We start from the raw sequence: 17,670 nt of genomic DNA, 5'->3' as shown, positions 1-17,670 counted from the left end.
ACGGTAGCCAAATCGCCAGTATTGGTAAAGACTGCTCGCCGCTACGAATGTCCAGCCCCCGAGGCTGGACCGCACCCGCGATATGAAATGGACTTTTGCCTTCGATGAAAAATGCAGAAACCTCTACGCTCCTGACCTTCACGTTTCAAAACTGGACCGTGGTCACCTCAATCCTAGGCGTGGTGATCGTGGTGATCGCAACGTTGTATGTGTACCGACGCTCGGGGTCTTTCTTCTTTTTGAGGGATCGAGTTTGGAGGTTTTTTGACGGCAAACAAACGTTCGACGATCCGCGTTTTGAGAAAATGCGCAAGCGCGCCAGAGAGCTTGAGTTCTTCCGATTTGAATTCAACATTCCAGTAAAAAGCTTCTCGGACGCTGAGCGGGCTGAAAAATGGATCACCCAGCATCAACTGCCTATCAACGATGTGTCCCTGTCGAGAAGCATCATTAATTGGGATGATTTCGCGGATATTCGGCTTAGGACCTACCTGACGACGCAGAACATATTTACCTTGCTGCGGGTGTGCGTGATCACGCTTTTTCTGCTGACCATCGCCTCAACGCTGCTTATTGCCAATCCTTTTGTGCTGATGCACTTCAAGCAGAACGGCCCCAGCTTTTATGTCGCAAAAAACCAGGTGTATCTGGAAATAGGGGCAGCACCCTTGACGGTAGCGGATTGCAGCTCCGCAGAGAAGCTTGCTCCCTTCACCACCAAGGACTTCACCAGCAATCGGCTGGATGTGTTGTGCCAGATCCTTCTGCCGCCGTTCAGCGATGGGCATGAAGGCAGAATTGCTGACCAGCGAGAGATTTCGGCCTTATTGACCGCAGAAATATTCGCCTGCCTTGTGTTCGCCATTCGCCTGCTTGCCAAGGTCAAGGCCGCGAGGAGACTTGAGCGGCAAATCAGCGTTAGAAATGGTTGTGTGGCTTGTGCGGTGCGTAGGCATGGCATTCCGGAGTATGAGGCGAAGAGGCTTCTGGGGCAGCATTCGTGAATGCGGTGCCACTCGGTTGGAGGGAGCTGGCTCGCGCCACTGTCACGATGACTCTGTAGCCGCTGCCGTCAGGCTGCGCTGGCCTTGATCCACGCTGCAGATCTTCAGTGTACTCAATGGCCAGCGCAGCCTATCGGCAGCGGCTACAGGTCGTTGGTGCCGACACGATCGTTGCAGTTATAGGTGATTTGCAGATTTGTTCGCTGCGGCCCTATTCCCGAGCTTCGCCCGGTCCCACAAGATCTGCGTGCCATCCACGACCCGGTTTGGACTCTTGCCGCAGCTCCAAGACTTTCGAAATCTGCAATGTGGGAGCGGGCTCTGCCCGCGAAATGGCCAACGCGCAGTGACTGACTAACTGCAGCAGAGACCACCCCCAGACAAGCCGGTTGCGGTTACAGATGGTTCTGCAAGCTGGCCTGCATGCCGCTACCGATCAACAGCCACATCACAATCCGAACCTTCCGCGCATCCAACTCACCCGCCATCAAAACACCCCGCGCCTGCAGGTCAATCTCCCCACCCACAAACCCATAACTCCCCCGAGCCGTAGCCCCCTCCCCCGTCCGCGTAGCCACCACTACCGGCATCACCTCGGCAATCTCCCCCAACCGCACCGCCCAATCCTGCGACACATGCCCTGCCCCAAACCCATTCACCACCAACCCCGCATACCCCAACCCCACGATCTGATCGAGCAGCAACGTATCCCCATCCAACGTCGCCTCCAGCAACGCCACCTTATGATCCGTGCGCACAGGCACCGGCAACGCCTGTCGCACCTGCAGCGCCTGGCGATACCGCACCTGCCCTTCCACCACCGAGCCCACCGCCCCATACCCCGGCGACGTAAATGCATGAATCGCCAGCGCATGGGTTTTACGCACATGCCGCGCCCCATGCACATCCTCGTTCATCACCACCAGCACCCCACGCCTGCGGCTGGCCGGGTCCAGCGCGGTGATGGCGGCATTGAGCAGGTTCCCCGGCCCGTCTGCGCTCACGTGGGAAGCCGGCCGCATCGCCCCGGTGACAATCAGCGGTGCATCGTGCGGCCACAGCAGGTCGAGGAACCACGCGCTTTCTTCAAGGGTATCGGTGCCCTGGGTGATGACCACGCCCTGCGCGCCCGCCTGCACCTGGGCGTCGGCCCAGTGCAGTACGTCGAGCAGTTGGGCAAAGGTGAGCGAGGCGCTGGGGATGAGGTGCAGGGTTTGCGCATGCACTTGGGCCAGGTCGGCGAGGGGCGGCACGGCCTGCAGCATGGCTTGTGCGTCGACGGCGGGCGTGACGCCTGCATCGGGTTGGCTGGCCTTCATGCTGAGCGTGCCGCCCAGGGCGCCGATGGCCAGGCGTGGCAGGGAGGGGGCTTGGGTCATGGGCGCTGTTTTCCTTAACGTGGGGCGGCGGGGTGGTGCCGGTAGCCGAGCATGCCATCGTACAGGTCGCAGCGGCGGTCGCGGTGCAGGTCGTTGAGGGTGTTCCAGATGGGGGCGCTGCGGGCGGACACCAGGTCGACGTCGGCGTAGAGGATGGTTTCTTCGTCGGGCGGGGCGACGTTGCCGATGGGCCAGCCGTTGGTGCCGGCGATCAGTGAACAGCCCAGGAAGCGTTCGCCGCGGTCGACGCCGATGCGGTTGGCGGCGGCGATGAAGACGTTGTTGACGTGGGCGGCGGTCATGGTGAGGTAGCTGGCCATGCATTTGCCGCTGGCGTCGAACAACGGTGGGGGCGTCCATACCCAGTTGTTGAGGCTGCAGATAATGTCGGCGCCTTGCTGGGCGAGCAGGCGGGGCACTTCCGGGAACCAGATGTCCCAGCAAATCAGCAGGCCGATGCGGCCGATGGGGGTGTCGAATACCGGGAAACCGAGGTTGCCGGGGGTGAACCAGAGTTTTTCCTGGTGCCAGAGGTGGGCCTTGCGGTATTTGCCGATGAGGCCGGTGGGGCCTAGCAGTACGGCGGTGTCGTAGAGGTGGGGGCCGTCGAGTTCGGCCAGGCCGGCCGCCAGGTAGATCTCGTGTTCGCGGGCGAAGGCGCGCAGGGCGGTGATGGTAGGGCCGGTTTCCAGGTTTTCGCCGTGGGCGAAGGCTTCGGCGCGGGTGGTGAAGGTGTAGCCGGTGGTGACGAGTTCGGGGAGGACGATGAGGGTGGCGCCGGCTTCGGCGGCTTTTTGGGCTAGGGCCAGGGTGTGGCAGAGGTTGGTTTCACAGTTGTTGAGGCCGACCTGGGGGTCGCATTGGATAACGGCGATTCGGACGGGGCTTACGGCTTGAGACACGGAGGACATGGGGGGCGCTTTCCTTGTTTTTGTCATTCGTATGGATACGTCCTATTATTAGAAGACATCCATTTGAATGTTCAAGTCAGCGCTTTCCCTAATTAGTGTGTGAAATTTCCGAGGCTTCAGGTGCGCCCTCCGGTACCGTAATACCGGAGGGCCAGGAGCTGATGTCAATAGCGATACTGAGGGTAGTCCGCCAAGCTAAACCCACCGTGAAAAGTAGCGCCTGTTCGGTCGCAGATATGAATCACTGCATCGATCGCTCCGCGCAAGGCAGGCTCTGTCCAACCGGCATCGACTGAAAATGACTCTCCAGAGAAATAGACCCCGGATGCGCCCGCGTACTCACGGTTGTAGGCCATTAAACTGACCGCATCCCCATATGCCCCCGCCCGATATAACTTGGCGCAACCGAGAGCGTTCTGGTCAGTCACCCATCGCTGAACGCGAGCGTGTTCAAGGTCCAGGTAAGGCGATATGGCGGTCTGAATGTTGCTGCAGCGCATCAACATTCGATCAAGCTCCGCCGCGCATTTGCGCACCAGCTCCACGTCATTGAACGTTGCCAACTTGGTGGCGTCGTCCTCCCAGGTGTAACTCAGCAGCAGACAGTCGTAGGCGTATGCTTCGTTGTAGCGATAGGCATAAACATCGTGAACGAAGCTGTCGGTCACGAGGATTTGCGGGATCGTCGTGTTTTTGCTGAGAAAGCTCTTTTTCAGCGGCACATAAACCTTGCAACTGGTTTCCCAGTGGGCCGTTTTATAGGCAGTGATAATCTTGTGGGGCAACATCTCCTGTGTGAAGCCCGAGAGCTGGATCCGTGTCTCGATGATCCATGATGGGAGCGTGACAATAACGGAATCGAAATCCTCGGTCCTGACCTGCGAAGCGTTCGGATTGGTCACGTGCCAGTCAAAATGCACACGGGTTTTTCCGTTTTCCAGCTTAGTCAGCCCCGTCACTCGGCTATCGGTCAACAGCCCTGCGCCACGCGCAAGGCAGTGGTCGTAGAACGAAAGCGCACCCTGCTCTGCCCCCATGAACATGAGGCATTCGTCCATGGCAACCAACCCGATGTAGGTGGGCCTTTCAAACTTTAGACCTTCGGTGTCATAAATCGAAGGCGTCCCCAAGTACGGCGCCGGTAACGGGACACCTTGCTCATTGACTCGACCATGAACCAATTGAAGGTGGCTGCTGAAGCCAAAAATTGCAGTGCGCAATGGATACAGGCAGCACACATCATAAAAGGCGCCCCAGCTTCCGTCGCCTATACCGATGGAGTAGAAAATCGCCGATTCGTCAGCCGACATTCCCAGACCACCGAAGTCACCTGGGGCCGTCTCAGCCCATGCCTCTATCGCTGGCTCAGTGACTAGTTGGCGGAAAGACATGTGTTCATAGCGGGCAACGATTGCCGCCCACAAGGCCTCCCAGCCCGACGTACCATAGATAGCGGCCACCTTGTCTGTCATACGTTTGGCGAATGCGTGCCACTTTTCATAGACGTTCTGAAGGGTTGCCGTCGGCGGCGGGCTAGTTCCTTCTGGATTCTTCCAGATGAGTAGGGTCGGCTCTCCCTCACCACTCACTTGGCCTTCTCGCAGGTATATTCCAGTGGAAGCAACCCACGGGGTGCCTGGGTTCGGGAAGTCAGAGAGCTTCAGATCGAACTGACTGGCGTAGTAGGCCATGAGCGATCGACCGTCCCTCGGGTGTTCCCCAACACGGTTGAAGAGGGGCATGCGCATGGCGCCCATCTCGAACGGCGTTGACGGAACCGAGCTGGATGGCTGGGTATCAAGTGTAAGGTGGCGACCGCCGATCCGTCTGGATTGCTCGATCAAGGTGATGTCCGTGAACCCGCAGCGCAGCAGTTCACGAGCGGCAGTCAGACCGGTAACCCCTGCACCAACGATGCAGATTTTATGCTCCTTCTGAGTGGCACTGGCGATTCCGCCTGGTTGCTCGACAAGACGGCGGTAATCAAAACACAAATCCGGTGGCCCAGGAAATCGGCCAGCCCATGGCGCTGGGGAATGTTTGAAAAGGGCTGGCGTTTTGGCAGGGTAATCGTAGGAAGATCCAATGGTCATGATCGACACTCCTTGTCGTTAAATGGGGCAAGCGCCCAGAGGGTTGGACGTGCCGAGCCATTTATGCCGAGCAGGGAAAGAATTTCAAAAGAGGAAGTTCGGCTGCATGTTTCAACGGCGACTAATCAGAGCTCTGGGATCCTGCTTGTCGCATCGAATGGACAATTTCGGTTTTGTAACGAGTGATAAATCCAAGCGCCACGAGAATCGACTTCGACATTTTCTGCCACTCAAAGCATACATCGCAGCTTTCCCAGCATCAGGGCTGGTTGCCCACAGCTTGAACGATCCATGTCGGCGGTCCCGTAGCCAGCCACCCGGCATCACGTAACCCAGCAGCACACACTCCCCGAACAAACTGCATAATACCCGTCTCTCCCGCCCACCGGATTTCCCCCCGTTGCCAGCCTTATCTTTCGAAATCAGCGACCTGGAAACCTTGGCAGGCCCAAAAGTCTTTGCTCGCGGCCACCAGTATTTCGTTTCCAATCGAGTTCAGCCGATTGCCATGTCCACTGAACGGGCGGTTGCTCACATCGCGGGATCAAGCCTTTACAAGACAACCCTGTATTTTGACCATGGTGAACTTGATGTCGACTGCACCTGCCCACACGCCGAGGACGGTTTCTTCTGCAAGCACGGGGTTGCTTTAGGCTTGACATGGTTGGCGGCGCCGCACCTGGAAGCGAGTGGCGACGAACCGGCGTTAATCCGCCGCTGGCTTGAAGAGCAACCCCACGCCGCATTGGTTGAGCTGCTGATGGGCTTCGCCGATCAAGATATCCATTTGTGGCGCAATTTACGCTCTGCCTCACAGGTATTGCAGCCGCATAGCGCATCTGACCTGCGCCGCCTCATTGATGACATTGCCCAACCACAGGGTTACCTGGACTGGGGTAGCGAAAGCAAATTGGCTGCCGATGTCACTCATCTCGTCGAGATTCTTCGAAATCAACTGAGCACCGACAACCTCCAAGCATTGCCAGCGTTGTGTGAGCATGCGATTCGCTGCGTGGTGTCGCTGACAGAGGAAATTGCCGAATCCAATGATGAGATTGAATTCAATTTGACCCAACTGCAAAGCCTGCATCATGAGGCCTGCACGTTGGTCAAGCCTGATCCTATGGCGCTGGCGGAGCAGTTGCTTGAACTGGCACTAGCGTCGGACATGTACGTTTTCCAGGATACCTTCGGCACCTATGCGGACGTTTTGGGCGAGCCCGGCAGACAGCATTTTCAGCTTTTGCTTCAACAGCGCTGGGCGCAATTGCCCGCCATTACGAAAAAAGAAAAAGACCATAAGGACCACAACTACGCGGTCCGCGAACGGCTAACGGCAATAATGAAAAAGACGGCTAGGCAAGCGGGTGACATCGAACAGCTTATAGCCATCGTGGGTAAAGATCTTTCTACTCCAAATCGCTACCTGGAACTGGCAGAACTGCACCTGGAAAACGGTGCTGCTGGTGTAGCGACTCAGTGGGCTGAAGAAGGGTTAGCGCAATTTTCCGGGCTACACGCCACACAACTGGAGGCGTTTGTGATTGAACGCTACGTGGAAAGTGACCGATGTGATGAAGCTCAAGACATGGCGTGGACACTGTTTTGCCGTAGCCCTTCGCTACGCAACTATCAACGTCTTCATGGTATTGGCTGTGCGTTGGGACGCTGGCCAGAGCGACGACTAGCCGCGCTGCACTGGCTCACAAAAAGGCCTGGGGATCGTTATGCCTCAGGTTCATTGCCCGACCCATCCATACGACTTGAAATCGCCTTGTGGGAGCAAGACTTGGCGGGGGCCTGGGATGCCTTTTGCGCAGGCCCCTGCCGAATTTCGTTGGCATTGCGCCTGGCAGATCTTCTGGAAGCAACCACGCCCGGCCAGGCCGTGGCCATCTACCAACGCATACTGGCCTCGCAGGTGGCGCTGACCTGCAACTCGGGCTATGAAGCAGGCATGCAGATGGTAGCCCGGCTGGCGCACGTGATGTCGGCCGAGGCGTTCGCGGAGCTTCGAGCGAATTTACACCGTCAGTACAAGGCGAAGCGAAACTTCATCAAGCTATTGGACGCTTTTGCATCTCCAAAGTAAGCATCGCTGCATACCCTACGATTGAGCGTAATGCCGGTGGTGATAATGGTCTGTCAATCGCCCCACCTTCTGGTGCAGCTGCGCATGGCCACCGCCCAGCGCAGCCTCAACCCCCACCTAAGGCGCCACCACCACCCCCTGCCCCACGTCCACCTCATCCAGCACCACAAACCCATCCACCTTCGCATGGGCAATCAACTTCGCCCTGACATTCCGTGCGTTGGCCTTCTTGCCGCTGGCCGTAATCGCCTCCCACCAAAGCGCCGCCACCCCAGCCACATGCGGGCAAGCCATGCTGGAACCGCTCAGGGTTTTAAGGCCGCCGCCCGGCCAGGCAGAGGTGATGCCTACGCCCGGGGCGCTGAGGGTGGCGTGGCAGTTGGAGAAGTCGGCCACTTTGAAGTAGGCGCCGTCGCGGCCCACGGCGGCCACGGACAGGACGTCGTCGGCGGCGGCCGGCAGGGAGGCTGCGATGCGGTATTCGGGGTCGGTTTGCCGGCGGCTTTCGTTGCCGGCGGCGGCGATGACCAGGGGGCTGGTGCCGAAGGCGGCGCGGGCTTTGGTCATGGCCATGATGGCGTCGAACATGCGCAGGTTGGCGCGGTAAGTTTCCAGGGCGTTGGAGGTGGCCAGCTGAATGGGCCAGCCATCGGCAGCCATGAGCTTGACCATGCCGGTGAAGTCGAAGCCCAACGACAGCGAGATGATGTCGGCGCGTTGGTCCAGGGCCCACAGCATGCCGTCGAAGACCATTTCCGAGCTGCCTTTGCCATCATCAGCCAGCACTTTACCGATCAGCGCGCGGCTGACCCCGGGCGCCACACCGATGCGTGCACCCAGGCCGCTGCCGAATATCGTGCCGGCGCAGTGGGTGCCGTGGCCTTGGGCATCACCGTTGCCAGAGCCGCTGAAGTCCTTTTCTATCAGCTCTATGCCGGCGAATGCCGGGTGGCTGGCGTCGATGCCGGTGTCGAGCACGGCCACGCTGACGCCGTCGCCGGTGTACTGGCTGTTGGTAGCGCCCACGGCTTCGGCGCCCCAGCAAGGGGCGGTTTGGCTGGGCCTGGCCGTTTTCGGCTTGATGAGGTGGGTGGGCATTTTCGGGGCCACCAGGGTCACGTCCGGTTCGGCGTTGAGTTCGGCCAGCGCGTGAGCCGGAAGGCGTTCCAAGGACAAGCTGGGTTCGGCGGCCTCTTCGCCGCCGGCCAGGCTGGCGAAGCCGTAGGTGGAGCTGGGCGCCTCGCGGCGCAACACGATGTACTCTCTCATGATGACGGTCCTTGTCATGACGGGTGGGATGCCTTCGGGACCATAGGCGTCACCCTCCTCGTACGGCAGAGGGAAAGCATTGATCAATTGCCGCGCCTACAGGAAGCCCTGGGTGCACGCACTGGCCACGATCAACAGGCCAATGAACGGCACGATCAGCACCGTGCTGATGGCCATGGCCACCACGTTGGCCACGAACGGGTGCATCCATGCTGGCAGCTTCTGCGCCAGGCCATCGGCCAGGGGTGGCGCCAACAGCGCGCCCAGCACCGCGCTCAAGGCCACCACCAACGCGCTGCCGCCGTGGGTGAGTATGGCGGCGGGCACCACGCAGACCATGGGGATGTAGGTGGGGTACCAGCCTTTGGTCATCCAGTGCCCACGCCACAGGTAAATGCCGATGGCCGACGTCAGCAATTGCCCGGCGATGATTGGTAGCAACAGGCCGGTGCCGTACACCGGGCTGTCCGGGTTGAGCGCCCAGGCCAGCAGTACGCCGGCGAGCAGCCCCAGGCTGGCCAGCTCATTGCCGAAGAACGGCGCTTCGGAGAAGTCGGCCAGCACCCGGCGCATGCCCCAAATCAGGCCGTAATGGCTGGGCGGTACGGGCGGTTGCGGCGCTATTGGGGGGTGGCAGGAAGTCATCAGGGCCGGGAACCACTTGCACGCCAGGAACACCACTGCGCTAGCCAGGGCCATGCCCGATACGGCGCCCACCACAGCAGGTATTTTCAGCGGCACGCAGACGTAATTGACCAGCAACAGGCTGGCAGGCGTGACCAGCAACGCACCGAATACCGCGCCATTGAGTGCCACTTTCCAGCCGGGGCCGTACAGCAGCACCAGGGCCGCGGGCAATGACACAAAGGCCACGAAGGTGGGTTGCCAGGTGTCGGCGTCCAGGGTCCAGCCCCACAGCAGGTTGCTCAGCAACAGGCTCAGCAGCGAACTGGTCACCAGCCACGGCCACAGGCCGCTGCCGTAGCTGATGGCAAAGCCCTGCCAGCGCTTGCCGGTGCTGTTGGCCCACCAGGCAAGGCCGGCGCCGGCCAGCAGGCCGATGCCGGCGAATTCGTGTTTGTAGAAGGCGAATTCGCTGATGTCACCCATGCCCCAGCGCAACCATGCGCCCGGTTGGTTCAGGTTGCCGACCATGTCGGCGTAGGTGGGCCAGTTGGCGTCCAGCACCAGGGCATGGGAGAGGAACAGGCCGGCAATGAAACTCAGGCCGGCCACGGCCAGCAGCAGGCAGAGCACCACCCGGGCCTGGATGGGCGGGGCGGGGCTAAAGGTATCGGTCGACATGGACGGTCCTTGGCAGATTGTTTTTATGGATGACAAAACCATGAAAACCCATTCAATCGAGTGTAATAAACCGGCTCTTTCCTGAACTGTTGTAAGACGTTTCCCAATAACCCGTTCGCCGACGTTCGGATGCATAAACCGCGCCTGCCACCGTATTCGTAGCGGTACACGCATTCATGTTGCAGACAGGTGAAATGGATTACTGTTGAGTCATGTCCTCGCTGGCGTGCTGGGGGCACGAGTGCCTTGCCATTGGGCGCTCGAGCGGCTTGTGCAGTGCACTTGGGCTATCATGAAGAGGGATGTACGGGTATTTTCCGGCCACCACGGCGACCGGATCTGCTGACTTGCAACGTCCATTCCCGTCACGGGAGCGAAGCTCAACCGCCCACGCGAACAACCGCCGTAGGACTTTTCATCGGGCAGGCATCATGAACATCAATCGGATCAAACGCAGTGTGCTTATCGGCGTACTCGCTGCCGCCACCGGGCTGTCGGCGCCGGCCTTTGCCGACCATGGCGGTGGCGGAGGTGGTGGCTGGCATGGCGGCGGGGGCGGTTGGCATGGCGGCGGCGGTGGGTGGCACGGTGGTGGCTGGGGCGGCTGGGGCTGGGGACTGGGCCTGGGGCTAGGCCTGGGTTACACCGCTGCGGTGGTGTCCAGTTCCTATTATTACCCCCCCAGCTATTACTACCCGGCCACGACGTATTACTACCCGGCCCCGACCTACTATGCCCCGGCGCCCGCCCCTGTCTATCAGGCCGTGCCGGTGCAGGCCTCGGCACCGCCCCCACCGGTACAGCAGGCGGCTTCGGACTGGTACTACTGCCGCACCAGCCAGGCGTACTACCCCAATGTACGTAGCTGCAACGTACCTTGGCAGCAAGTGCCGGCCACACCGCCTGGGCGTATCAACTGACGGCGTAGGGTGCAATCGATTCACCTGTAACCGCTGCCGGCAGGCGGCAGCGGTTACAGGCGTTTGGGCGGGAGGTGAATGTCGGCCAACAAAAAACCCGCCGAAGCGGGTTTAGTGTCCTGGCCATTCCAACATCCGTGTCGGGCTGCATCCTTTCAATGGCCAACCATCCCTGGCCCTGAAGCGCCTCCTTGGCTTCAGTTGTTGGATCCAGAATATCGATCCAAGGGCTGACTCGGAAGAGGAGATTGCTGTGCGCGCGTGTAAGCCTTTCGCTATACATCTCGTAACACGAGCCTGAATGGGATGGAGGAAGGGGGTGATTTCCATGTGGTCTGCTGCTGACAAATGGGCGGCAACCGTCTGGTAAGGGACGTGGCTATATTCCGCCGAAGCCTTGGAACCCTTGAAGTAGAGACCTGCGCGGGCTTCATGATGTGCGCACGCCTCACGAGAACCCGGCCATCGGCGTGCTGCTGTGCGCCAGCAGTGATGATGAGGTGGTGGGATAGGCGCTGAACCGTTCGCTGCCGCCCGCGCCTATCGCCGAATACCAGGCGCAGTGACGGGCCACACGCTTGCTGCAAGCCAAGCTGCAGGAGTTCTACCGCTTGGACAGCGGCCAATAAAAAACCCGCCGAAGCGGGTTCTTTTGTGGCCCTTCAACGTCCTGTCGAAGTGCATCCGTGCTGACCTGTCATCCGTGACTGAGGCGCTTCCTGCGCTTCACCTGTGTAGCTAGATTAAGCCTGTGGCCGCCATGGCAACAGAGGAGATCACCGGCAGCGCGTGTAAGCCTTTCGCCATGGCCAGCGTAAACACGCGGGTTCAGCGGCCGCAGCACTGCTTGTATTTCTTGCCGCTACCACAGGTGCAGGGGTCGTTACGGCCAATCTTCTGCTCGATGCGCACGGTGAGTGAATCGGCCGGCTCGTCGTCGGTGCGCTGTTCGGCCCAGTAGGTGTGCAGTTCGCGGGCCGCGTCGGCCAGGGCCTGGGGGAGATCGCCAGGGGCGTTGGCCGGGCTCTTGTCAGCGTCCAGCTGGCTGAAGATAAAGTTCAGCGCGGCGGTGGGTGCTTCAGGCATCTGGCTCCAGCCGCTGACCAGCGTGGTGGCGCCGCGCAGGTAGCCCACGCACCAGTCCAGGCAATCCAGGCCCTGGCCATCTTCGGTTTGGTTGAAGAGGGGGTGGTACTGCTCGGGGTGGTCGATGAGCATCAGCGCAATCTGATTCATGTGCTGAATCAGGGCGTCGAAAAAGGTCTGGTAGGTGTGCTCGCTTTTCCATTTTGGCAGGTCGCCGCCGCCCCAGAACGACAGGTACCAGGCGTCGAACCGAATCGCGTCCTTGTAGGACACCACCGCCGTGAAGAAGCCGTCCATTTCCGACACCGTGCGCACGCTGGACTCGATCGCGAACGCGTCCAGCTGGTCCTGGATGAAGTGAAATTGTTCGGCGGTCAACGGGTCGTTGCTGATGGTGTAAGCCATGGCGGGTGTCCTTTGGGGCGAAGAGGCACATTCAAGGTTATCAGGGTGAAACGGCAGGCAACAAAAACCAGGCAACAAAAAAGGGCGACCCTTTCGGATCGCCCTTTTCTCACCGCCCAGCAGAGCGGATTTTGTTTGGTAGGCGCGATTGGACTCGAACCAACGACCCCCACCATGTCAAGGTGGTGCTCTAACCAACTGAGCTACGTGCCTGCTGTGGGGCGGCATTCTACGGATTTACGGGAAGCTGTCAACACGGGCGTGCGCATTTGTGACAACGGCCCCAGACAGGGGGCTACACTGACTACCTGGAACGCTGACTCAGGGAGCTGTCTCGTGAAAAAAACCATAGCGTCACTTGCCCTTTGCTCTGCCTTTTTTGCGCTTTGCGCCTGCTCGCCCGACCCCAACGCCCCGAAAGTGGACTACCGCACGCTATTGACCACCGACCGCCAACTGGACGCCCCCAAGGTGCAGGAAGCGCGTGCCAAATGCGCCGCCATGCCGGCCGGCCAACAGAACGACAACGACTGGTGCGCGGCCGTGCGCAAGGCCGCCGACTGCGCCAAGGAAAACCTCTGCCCCGAGAACTGACGCAACCCTTGCGCCTTGGCCACGCTTCACGCACGCTTTGTTGCGCCGCGCCCGGCCCCTAGCGGCGCGGCTGCCCAGGAGTATTCGATGTTTCGCACGTTTTCCCACGCCGCGCTGATAGCTGCGGCCCTGGCGCTGGCCGCACCGGCCATGGCGCAAACCCACAGCCACGCCAGCAAGCACAGTGCACCGGCCAAGAAACCGGCCAGCGGGCCGAAGGTGACGATGCTCAAGGGCAGGTTCAGCTTCACCCTGCCGCCAGGCTACGTGGCCAGCGCCATGGACGCCGGCGACGAGCAGAGCGGCACCAGTGGCGCCAAGGGCACGATGTACCAGAGCGAAAAGGAAAAACGCGTGGTCATGGCCAGCGAAGGCCCAACGCCGGACCAGGCGAAGGTGGGCGACTACGACGCCGCATTCCTCGACGCCGCCGTGCAAGACTTCGTCAAGCAACAGAGCGCCGGCCTCACCGACTTCAAGAAGACCGGCGAGAAAGAATTCACCGTGAAAGGCCTGGCCGTGCGCGAAATCGACAGCACCGCCACCCAGGGCGGTGGCCCCACCCTGTCCACCACCTTTCTGGCGGGCTCAGGTAGCAGCATGTCGATCGTGCAGGTGATCTCGCGGGCGGATGACCAAAAAGGGCATGAGGCGCTGGTGAAGAGAATCGCCAGCGGTAAATGAGGCGTAGCTGCCGCAGGCTGCGAAGGCCCGCGCAGCGGGCCCACGATCGACAGTGCGCCGCCAAAGCTACTGCAAACCTTTTCGCAGCCTGACAACGGATGGCCGCCCCGCAACTCCGGGTGGCTAAATCACCTCAATGCAAGCAGCACTGCTTGAACTTCTTCCCGCTGCCACACGGGCAGGGGTCGTTACGGCCTACCTTCTCGCCCACGCGCACGGGTTCGCCAGGGGTGCGGTGGCCCAGCCAGTAGGCGTGCAGGGTGAGTGCGCCGATGCAAACCATGTCGGCCGCTTCTTCGACGTCAATTTCTTCGTCGGCTTCATCGTCGTAGGTGTGGATGAGGATGCCGGCCAGCAGTTCCTGTTCTTCTTCCGGCAGGCCAGGCCAGCCGTCGCCCATGACCACGCCACGCTCGTAGCCAAAGCACCAGTCTTCAACGCTGAGGGTGAAGTGGCCGTCTTCGTGTTCATCTTCCATGAAGATGGGCGAGAACTCTTCGGGGTTCTCGATCAGCTTGCCGGCAATTTCGTTCATGTGCTGGATGACCAGCCCGATGAAGCGCTCCACCTGCTGGTCGTTTTCCCACTTGGGCAGGAACTCTTCGCCACCCCACAAAGCCGCGAACCATTCCTCGAACGGGATCATGGTGGGGCCCGACACCAGGGCCGTCAGGTAACCGTCCAGCTCCGAGGTGTTCCACACCGAAGTTTCGCTTTTGTGCAGCTCAAGCATCGACTCGAGAAATTCCCATTGGGCGTCGGTCAGGGGTGCATCGCTTGGAGTATTCATTGAATTGGGCCGTGGAGAGATGAGTAACAGTGTAAGTCGATTTACCGCCCAACGTAGTCCGTTGGGCTAGGTGAAGCGCGCCATTATGACGGCTCAAGGTGTCAGGCTTGCCCAGGTTCACGGATTTATTTTGCGGAATCAACGAAGTGTCATAAAGCCATCACAGAGGGCTGCTACAACCGCTGGCGTAGTTTTCATAAGAGTCAGCCGCCGTGAATCTTCGTTTCGCTTTCCGCCGCACGCCCTCCCACCGCCCCGCGCTGCTGCGCCGCCTGAGCATTGGCAAGCGCCTGCTGGCCAGTTTCGGCCTGTGCGCCGTGTTGCTGGCAGCCGTTGGCGGCCTGTGTTTTACCGCGATTCAGCATATTCGCCATCAGGGCGAGTTGATCGAGCAAGGGCCGCTGTCGAGTATTGCCCAGGCCGATGCCATTGCTATTGACCTGGCCAAGATGCGCACCGAAGCGGCGCTGCTGCTGGTGTATGCCAACGACCCGGCGGAGTTGGTGAACCGCAAGATCAACCTGCAGCAACTGAGCGCCGAGGTGGACCAGGGTTTCACCCAGTACCTGGCCAAGGTGCCGGAAGGTACCGAGCGTGACTCGATCAAATTGCTGCAGGAGGCAGCCGGGCAGTTTGTCGGCCTGTTCAGGCAGGCCATCGACCTGGTGGAGCAGAAACAACTGAACGAGGCCACCAACCTGTCCAACAATGCCTTGGCCAACCAGGGCGCGCTGATGGACATGCAGGTGCAATTGCTGCGCGAACTGAACAAGCAAACCACCGCTCAGGCCTTGGAAAACACCGCCAGTACCTCGGCCAAGGTACAACTTGCCCTGCCGCTTGCCATCGGTGTGGCCCTGGCGCTGATGTTGCTGCAAGCCTGGCGCCTGAGCGTGAGCATCACCCGGCCGCTGCGTCAGGCACTGGACGTGGCCAAGACCGTGGCCGCCGGCGACCTCAGCCAGCCCGTGGTTGCCCACGGCCAGGACGAAGTGGCGCAGTTGCTGCAAATGCTCGGGCACATGCGCGATCAGTTGCACGCGGTGATCCAGCAAATTGGCGGGGCCGTGGGCCGGTTGAACTCGGCCACTCAGGAAATGGGCGCGATCATGCACGACAGCGCCCTGGGCCTGCAGCAGCAGTACAGCGAGATTGAACAGGCGGCTACCGCCGTCACCCAGATGAGCCAGGCCGTAGAGGAAGTAGCGGGCAACGCCGTGGAAACCTCTACCGAATCACGCAGTTCCAGCAGTGCCGTACGCCAGGGCCAGATGCAACTGGACGAAACCATGGCCGACATCGGCGCCCTGGCTGACCAGGTAGAGCAGGCCAGCCTGCGCGCCCAGTCCCTGGCCACCGAAACGCTGGGCATCAGCAAGGTGCTGGAAGTGATTCGCAACGTGGCCGACCAGACCAACCTGCTGGCGCTCAATGCCGCCATTGAAGCGGCGCGCGCCGGTGAGGCCGGACGCGGGTTTGCCGTGGTGGCCGACGAGGTGCGCGGCCTGGCGCACCGCACCGGCGCGTCAACGCGGGAAATCGAGCAGATGATGGACGGCATTCACCACGGTACCGGGCAAACCGTGCAGGCCTTGGCCGAAAGCGCTGCACAGGCGGGGCGTACACGCGAGCGTGCGCAGGTGGCCAAGGACGTGTTGGGCAGTATTTCGAAGTCGGTGGCCGGTATCGACGAGCGTAACCAGGTGATCGCCACCGCCGCCGAACAGCAGGCCCAGGTAGCGCGGGAAGTGGATCGCAACCTGGTGCGCATCCGCGACCTGTCTATGCAAACGGCCACGGGCGCTGCTCAGACCAGCACCGCCAGCCAGGAGCTGGGCCGTCTGGCTGTCGAGCTGGACGGCATGCTGGCGCGCTTTTCCTTATAGACCCCACTGCCCGCGTAGCCGCTGCCGACGGCTGCGCCTACAAAGGCAACGGTCAGTTGGCCGGCAACGCCAGCTTCACCCCACCCGGGTGCTGGGCAATCACGCTGTAAGGCAACACCGACCACTCCGTGCCTTCACACATGCGCGCCGCCCGGGCGAAGCTTGGGCCAAAGGCGATGCCCTTGTCGGTGAAGTGCCAGGTGGGGAAGTTCCACACCTCGGGGTCGGTATAGTCGCAGTCGTTTTCGTCAGTCGGCTTTTTCATCTCGTTGGGGTACAGCTGCTTGAGCTGCTCCACCAACCACGGCGCCAGAAACTTCTCGCGGTAGGCCGAGAACTTGTCAAAATCCACGTCAGCTTCTTCCGACTGTTGCGCGCCTTCGCGGTCGTCGTAGTGAAACGCCGGGCCCTCGCCTACCCACAACACGTCCTCCAACGACAACGGCTTGCCATGGGCCACATCAAAATTGATGGGCGCATCGCCGAAGTCCGGATGTGCGCCGCCGCAGTAATAGCTGGTGTAGACACTGACGCTCACCACCGCCGGTGACAGAAAAGTCGGCGTGACAGTCTGGTCGTATTCGCCCTCACCGAAGCGAGTGCTGCCCAGCATGCACTCGTGATAGCTGACCACTTCGCTCCACAGCCGCGCGCGCAGCATCTGGTTCACCTGGGTCAGCTGCGGCTCCGGGTAGCCGGAAGCCACTTCGAACAACTGGATCTTGGCGATCGGTTCGCCTCGCCACTGCAGGGGGTAGCCCATGAAGGTCTGGTGCTTGCCATTGACCAGCGGCAACTGCAACAAGCGCAGGAAATCATACGGCGCGTTGTCGTGCATCTGTACCCAGAAAGGGTCGGAACCGGCCGGGGTGTCCGGGACCTGCGCCGGTTTGAGCACGACCTTCAGCGCCTTGCCGTCCGCCTTTTGCCACTGGCCGTCCCAGCCATCGTCGGCCCGGTGCTGCAAGTGCAGTTGCGGGCGCGGGGTGTCGCTGTTGTCGTCCAGGCCTTCATTTAGGGTCAGTTGGTCATCGACCAGCGTGCCCGACAAGGCCAGGTCGCGGTGGTATTTCTCGTAGAAATAGCGGCCGCTGACCTGCTCAGGGTTGCTCATGTCCAGGTCGACCACAATCGGCATGGCCCCCAGGGTGCCGGTATACACGTCGGCCTGGACCGCACCGGCCAGCAAGCTCAGGGACAACACACACGGGCGCAGCCATCCATTGGTCATGGAGAAAATCCTTACAAGGCG

Annotated in this window: 14 protein-coding genes, 1 tRNA gene and 2 pseudogenes; 8 read left to right on the top strand and 9 right to left on the bottom strand. The window is 60.7% G+C overall.

Annotated elements, in window-relative coordinates:
• Positions 1-104 precede the first annotated feature (104 nt).
• Complete coding sequence (locus PMM47T1_RS03505) at positions 105-1,004, top strand: DUF6216 family protein (RefSeq protein ID WP_008365830.1); 900 nt, start codon at positions 105-107, stop codon at positions 1,002-1,004.
• A 395-nt stretch (positions 1,005-1,399) separates the two neighbouring features.
• Here the strand turns inward: PMM47T1_RS03505 and PMM47T1_RS03500 are convergent, their stop codons facing one another.
• The 3 genes from PMM47T1_RS03500 to PMM47T1_RS03490 form a co-directional block, all read right to left on the bottom strand.
• A complete protein-coding gene (locus tag PMM47T1_RS03500) occupies positions 1,400-2,383 on the bottom strand; it encodes an asparaginase (RefSeq protein ID WP_008365828.1) in 984 nt (327 codons plus the stop codon).
• A gap of 14 nt (positions 2,384-2,397) precedes the next feature.
• Positions 2,398-3,294 carry a nitrilase family protein gene (locus PMM47T1_RS03495; RefSeq protein WP_008365826.1) on the bottom strand — a complete coding sequence of 299 codons (897 nt, stop codon included), beginning with the start codon at positions 3,292-3,294 and terminating at the stop codon, positions 2,398-2,400.
• 164 nt (positions 3,295-3,458) lie between these two features.
• Positions 3,459-5,387 carry a flavin monoamine oxidase family protein gene (locus PMM47T1_RS03490; protein ID WP_008365824.1) on the bottom strand — a complete coding sequence of 643 codons (1,929 nt, stop codon included), beginning with the start codon at positions 5,385-5,387 and terminating at the stop codon, positions 3,459-3,461.
• 400 nt (positions 5,388-5,787) lie between these two features.
• Here PMM47T1_RS03490 and PMM47T1_RS03485 point away from each other — a divergent pair, with 400 nt between their 5' ends.
• Complete coding sequence (locus PMM47T1_RS03485; RefSeq protein ID WP_043300653.1) at positions 5,788-7,479, top strand: SWIM zinc finger family protein; 1,692 nt, start codon at positions 5,788-5,790, stop codon at positions 7,477-7,479.
• A 117-nt stretch (positions 7,480-7,596) separates the two neighbouring features.
• On the opposite strand, the gene PMM47T1_RS03480 is transcribed toward PMM47T1_RS03485, so the two are convergent.
• A complete protein-coding gene (locus PMM47T1_RS03480) occupies positions 7,597-8,748 on the bottom strand; it encodes a S8 family peptidase (RefSeq protein ID WP_008365820.1) in 1,152 nt (383 codons plus the stop codon).
• Between the two features lie 96 nt (positions 8,749-8,844).
• Complete coding sequence (locus PMM47T1_RS03475) at positions 8,845-10,053, bottom strand: hypothetical protein (protein WP_008365818.1); 1,209 nt, start codon at positions 10,051-10,053, stop codon at positions 8,845-8,847.
• Between the two features lie 431 nt (positions 10,054-10,484).
• Here PMM47T1_RS03475 and PMM47T1_RS03470 point away from each other — a divergent pair, with 431 nt between their 5' ends.
• Both PMM47T1_RS03470 and PMM47T1_RS30250 read left to right on the top strand, forming a co-directional pair.
• On the top strand, positions 10,485-10,973 hold the full coding sequence (locus PMM47T1_RS03470) for a hypothetical protein (RefSeq protein WP_008365816.1): 489 nt from the start codon (positions 10,485-10,487) through the stop codon (positions 10,971-10,973).
• Positions 10,974-11,413: 440 nt separating this feature from the next.
• Positions 11,414-11,602: pseudogene (locus PMM47T1_RS30250) on the top strand (PDDEXK nuclease domain-containing protein); the annotation flags it as partial.
• A 199-nt stretch (positions 11,603-11,801) separates the two neighbouring features.
• Here the strand turns inward: PMM47T1_RS30250 and PMM47T1_RS03465 are convergent.
• Positions 11,802-12,464, bottom strand: a complete 663-nt coding sequence (locus PMM47T1_RS03465; protein WP_008365814.1) for a UPF0149 family protein — start codon at positions 12,462-12,464, stop codon at positions 11,802-11,804.
• Positions 12,465-12,600: 136 nt separating this feature from the next.
• A tRNA-Val gene (locus tag PMM47T1_RS03460) sits at positions 12,601-12,677 on the bottom strand.
• Between the two features lie 123 nt (positions 12,678-12,800).
• On the opposite strand from PMM47T1_RS03460, the gene PMM47T1_RS29665 reads away from it, so the two are divergent.
• Together PMM47T1_RS29665 and PMM47T1_RS03455 are read left to right on the top strand one after the other, a co-directional pair.
• Positions 12,801-13,058 carry a hypothetical protein gene (locus PMM47T1_RS29665; RefSeq protein ID WP_157212942.1) on the top strand — a complete coding sequence of 86 codons (258 nt, stop codon included), beginning with the start codon at positions 12,801-12,803 and terminating at the stop codon, positions 13,056-13,058.
• 87 nt (positions 13,059-13,145) lie between these two features.
• On the top strand, positions 13,146-13,742 hold the full coding sequence (locus tag PMM47T1_RS03455) for a hypothetical protein (RefSeq protein WP_008365812.1): 597 nt from the start codon (positions 13,146-13,148) through the stop codon (positions 13,740-13,742).
• 133 nt (positions 13,743-13,875) lie between these two features.
• Here the strand turns inward: PMM47T1_RS03455 and PMM47T1_RS03450 are convergent, their stop codons facing one another.
• A complete protein-coding gene (locus PMM47T1_RS03450; RefSeq protein WP_043300652.1) occupies positions 13,876-14,532 on the bottom strand; it encodes a UPF0149 family protein in 657 nt (218 codons plus the stop codon).
• Positions 14,533-14,744: 212 nt separating this feature from the next.
• On the opposite strand from PMM47T1_RS03450, the pseudogene PMM47T1_RS30775 reads away from it, so the two are divergent.
• Together PMM47T1_RS30775 and PMM47T1_RS30770 are read left to right on the top strand one after the other, a co-directional pair.
• A pseudogene (locus PMM47T1_RS30775) lies at positions 14,745-15,563 on the top strand (MCP four helix bundle domain-containing protein); the annotation flags it as partial.
• A complete protein-coding gene (locus PMM47T1_RS30770) occupies positions 15,543-16,418 on the top strand; it encodes a methyl-accepting chemotaxis protein (protein ID WP_443216079.1) in 876 nt (291 codons plus the stop codon). The pseudogene PMM47T1_RS30775 and the gene PMM47T1_RS30770, both read left to right, overlap by 21 nt.
• A gap of 52 nt (positions 16,419-16,470) precedes the next feature.
• Here PMM47T1_RS30770 and PMM47T1_RS03440 read toward each other — a convergent pair whose 3' ends face one another.
• Positions 16,471-17,649 (bottom strand): hypothetical protein, encoded by a 1,179-nt coding sequence (locus PMM47T1_RS03440; protein ID WP_008365808.1) that lies wholly within the window; start codon positions 17,647-17,649, stop codon positions 16,471-16,473.
• Between the last annotated feature and the right edge of the window lie 21 nt (positions 17,650-17,670).

Source organism: Pseudomonas sp. M47T1 (assembly GCF_000263855.1).
Taxonomy (GTDB): domain Bacteria; phylum Pseudomonadota; class Gammaproteobacteria; order Pseudomonadales; family Pseudomonadaceae; genus Aquipseudomonas.
This window is presented reverse-complemented; position numbering and strand designations above follow the sequence as displayed.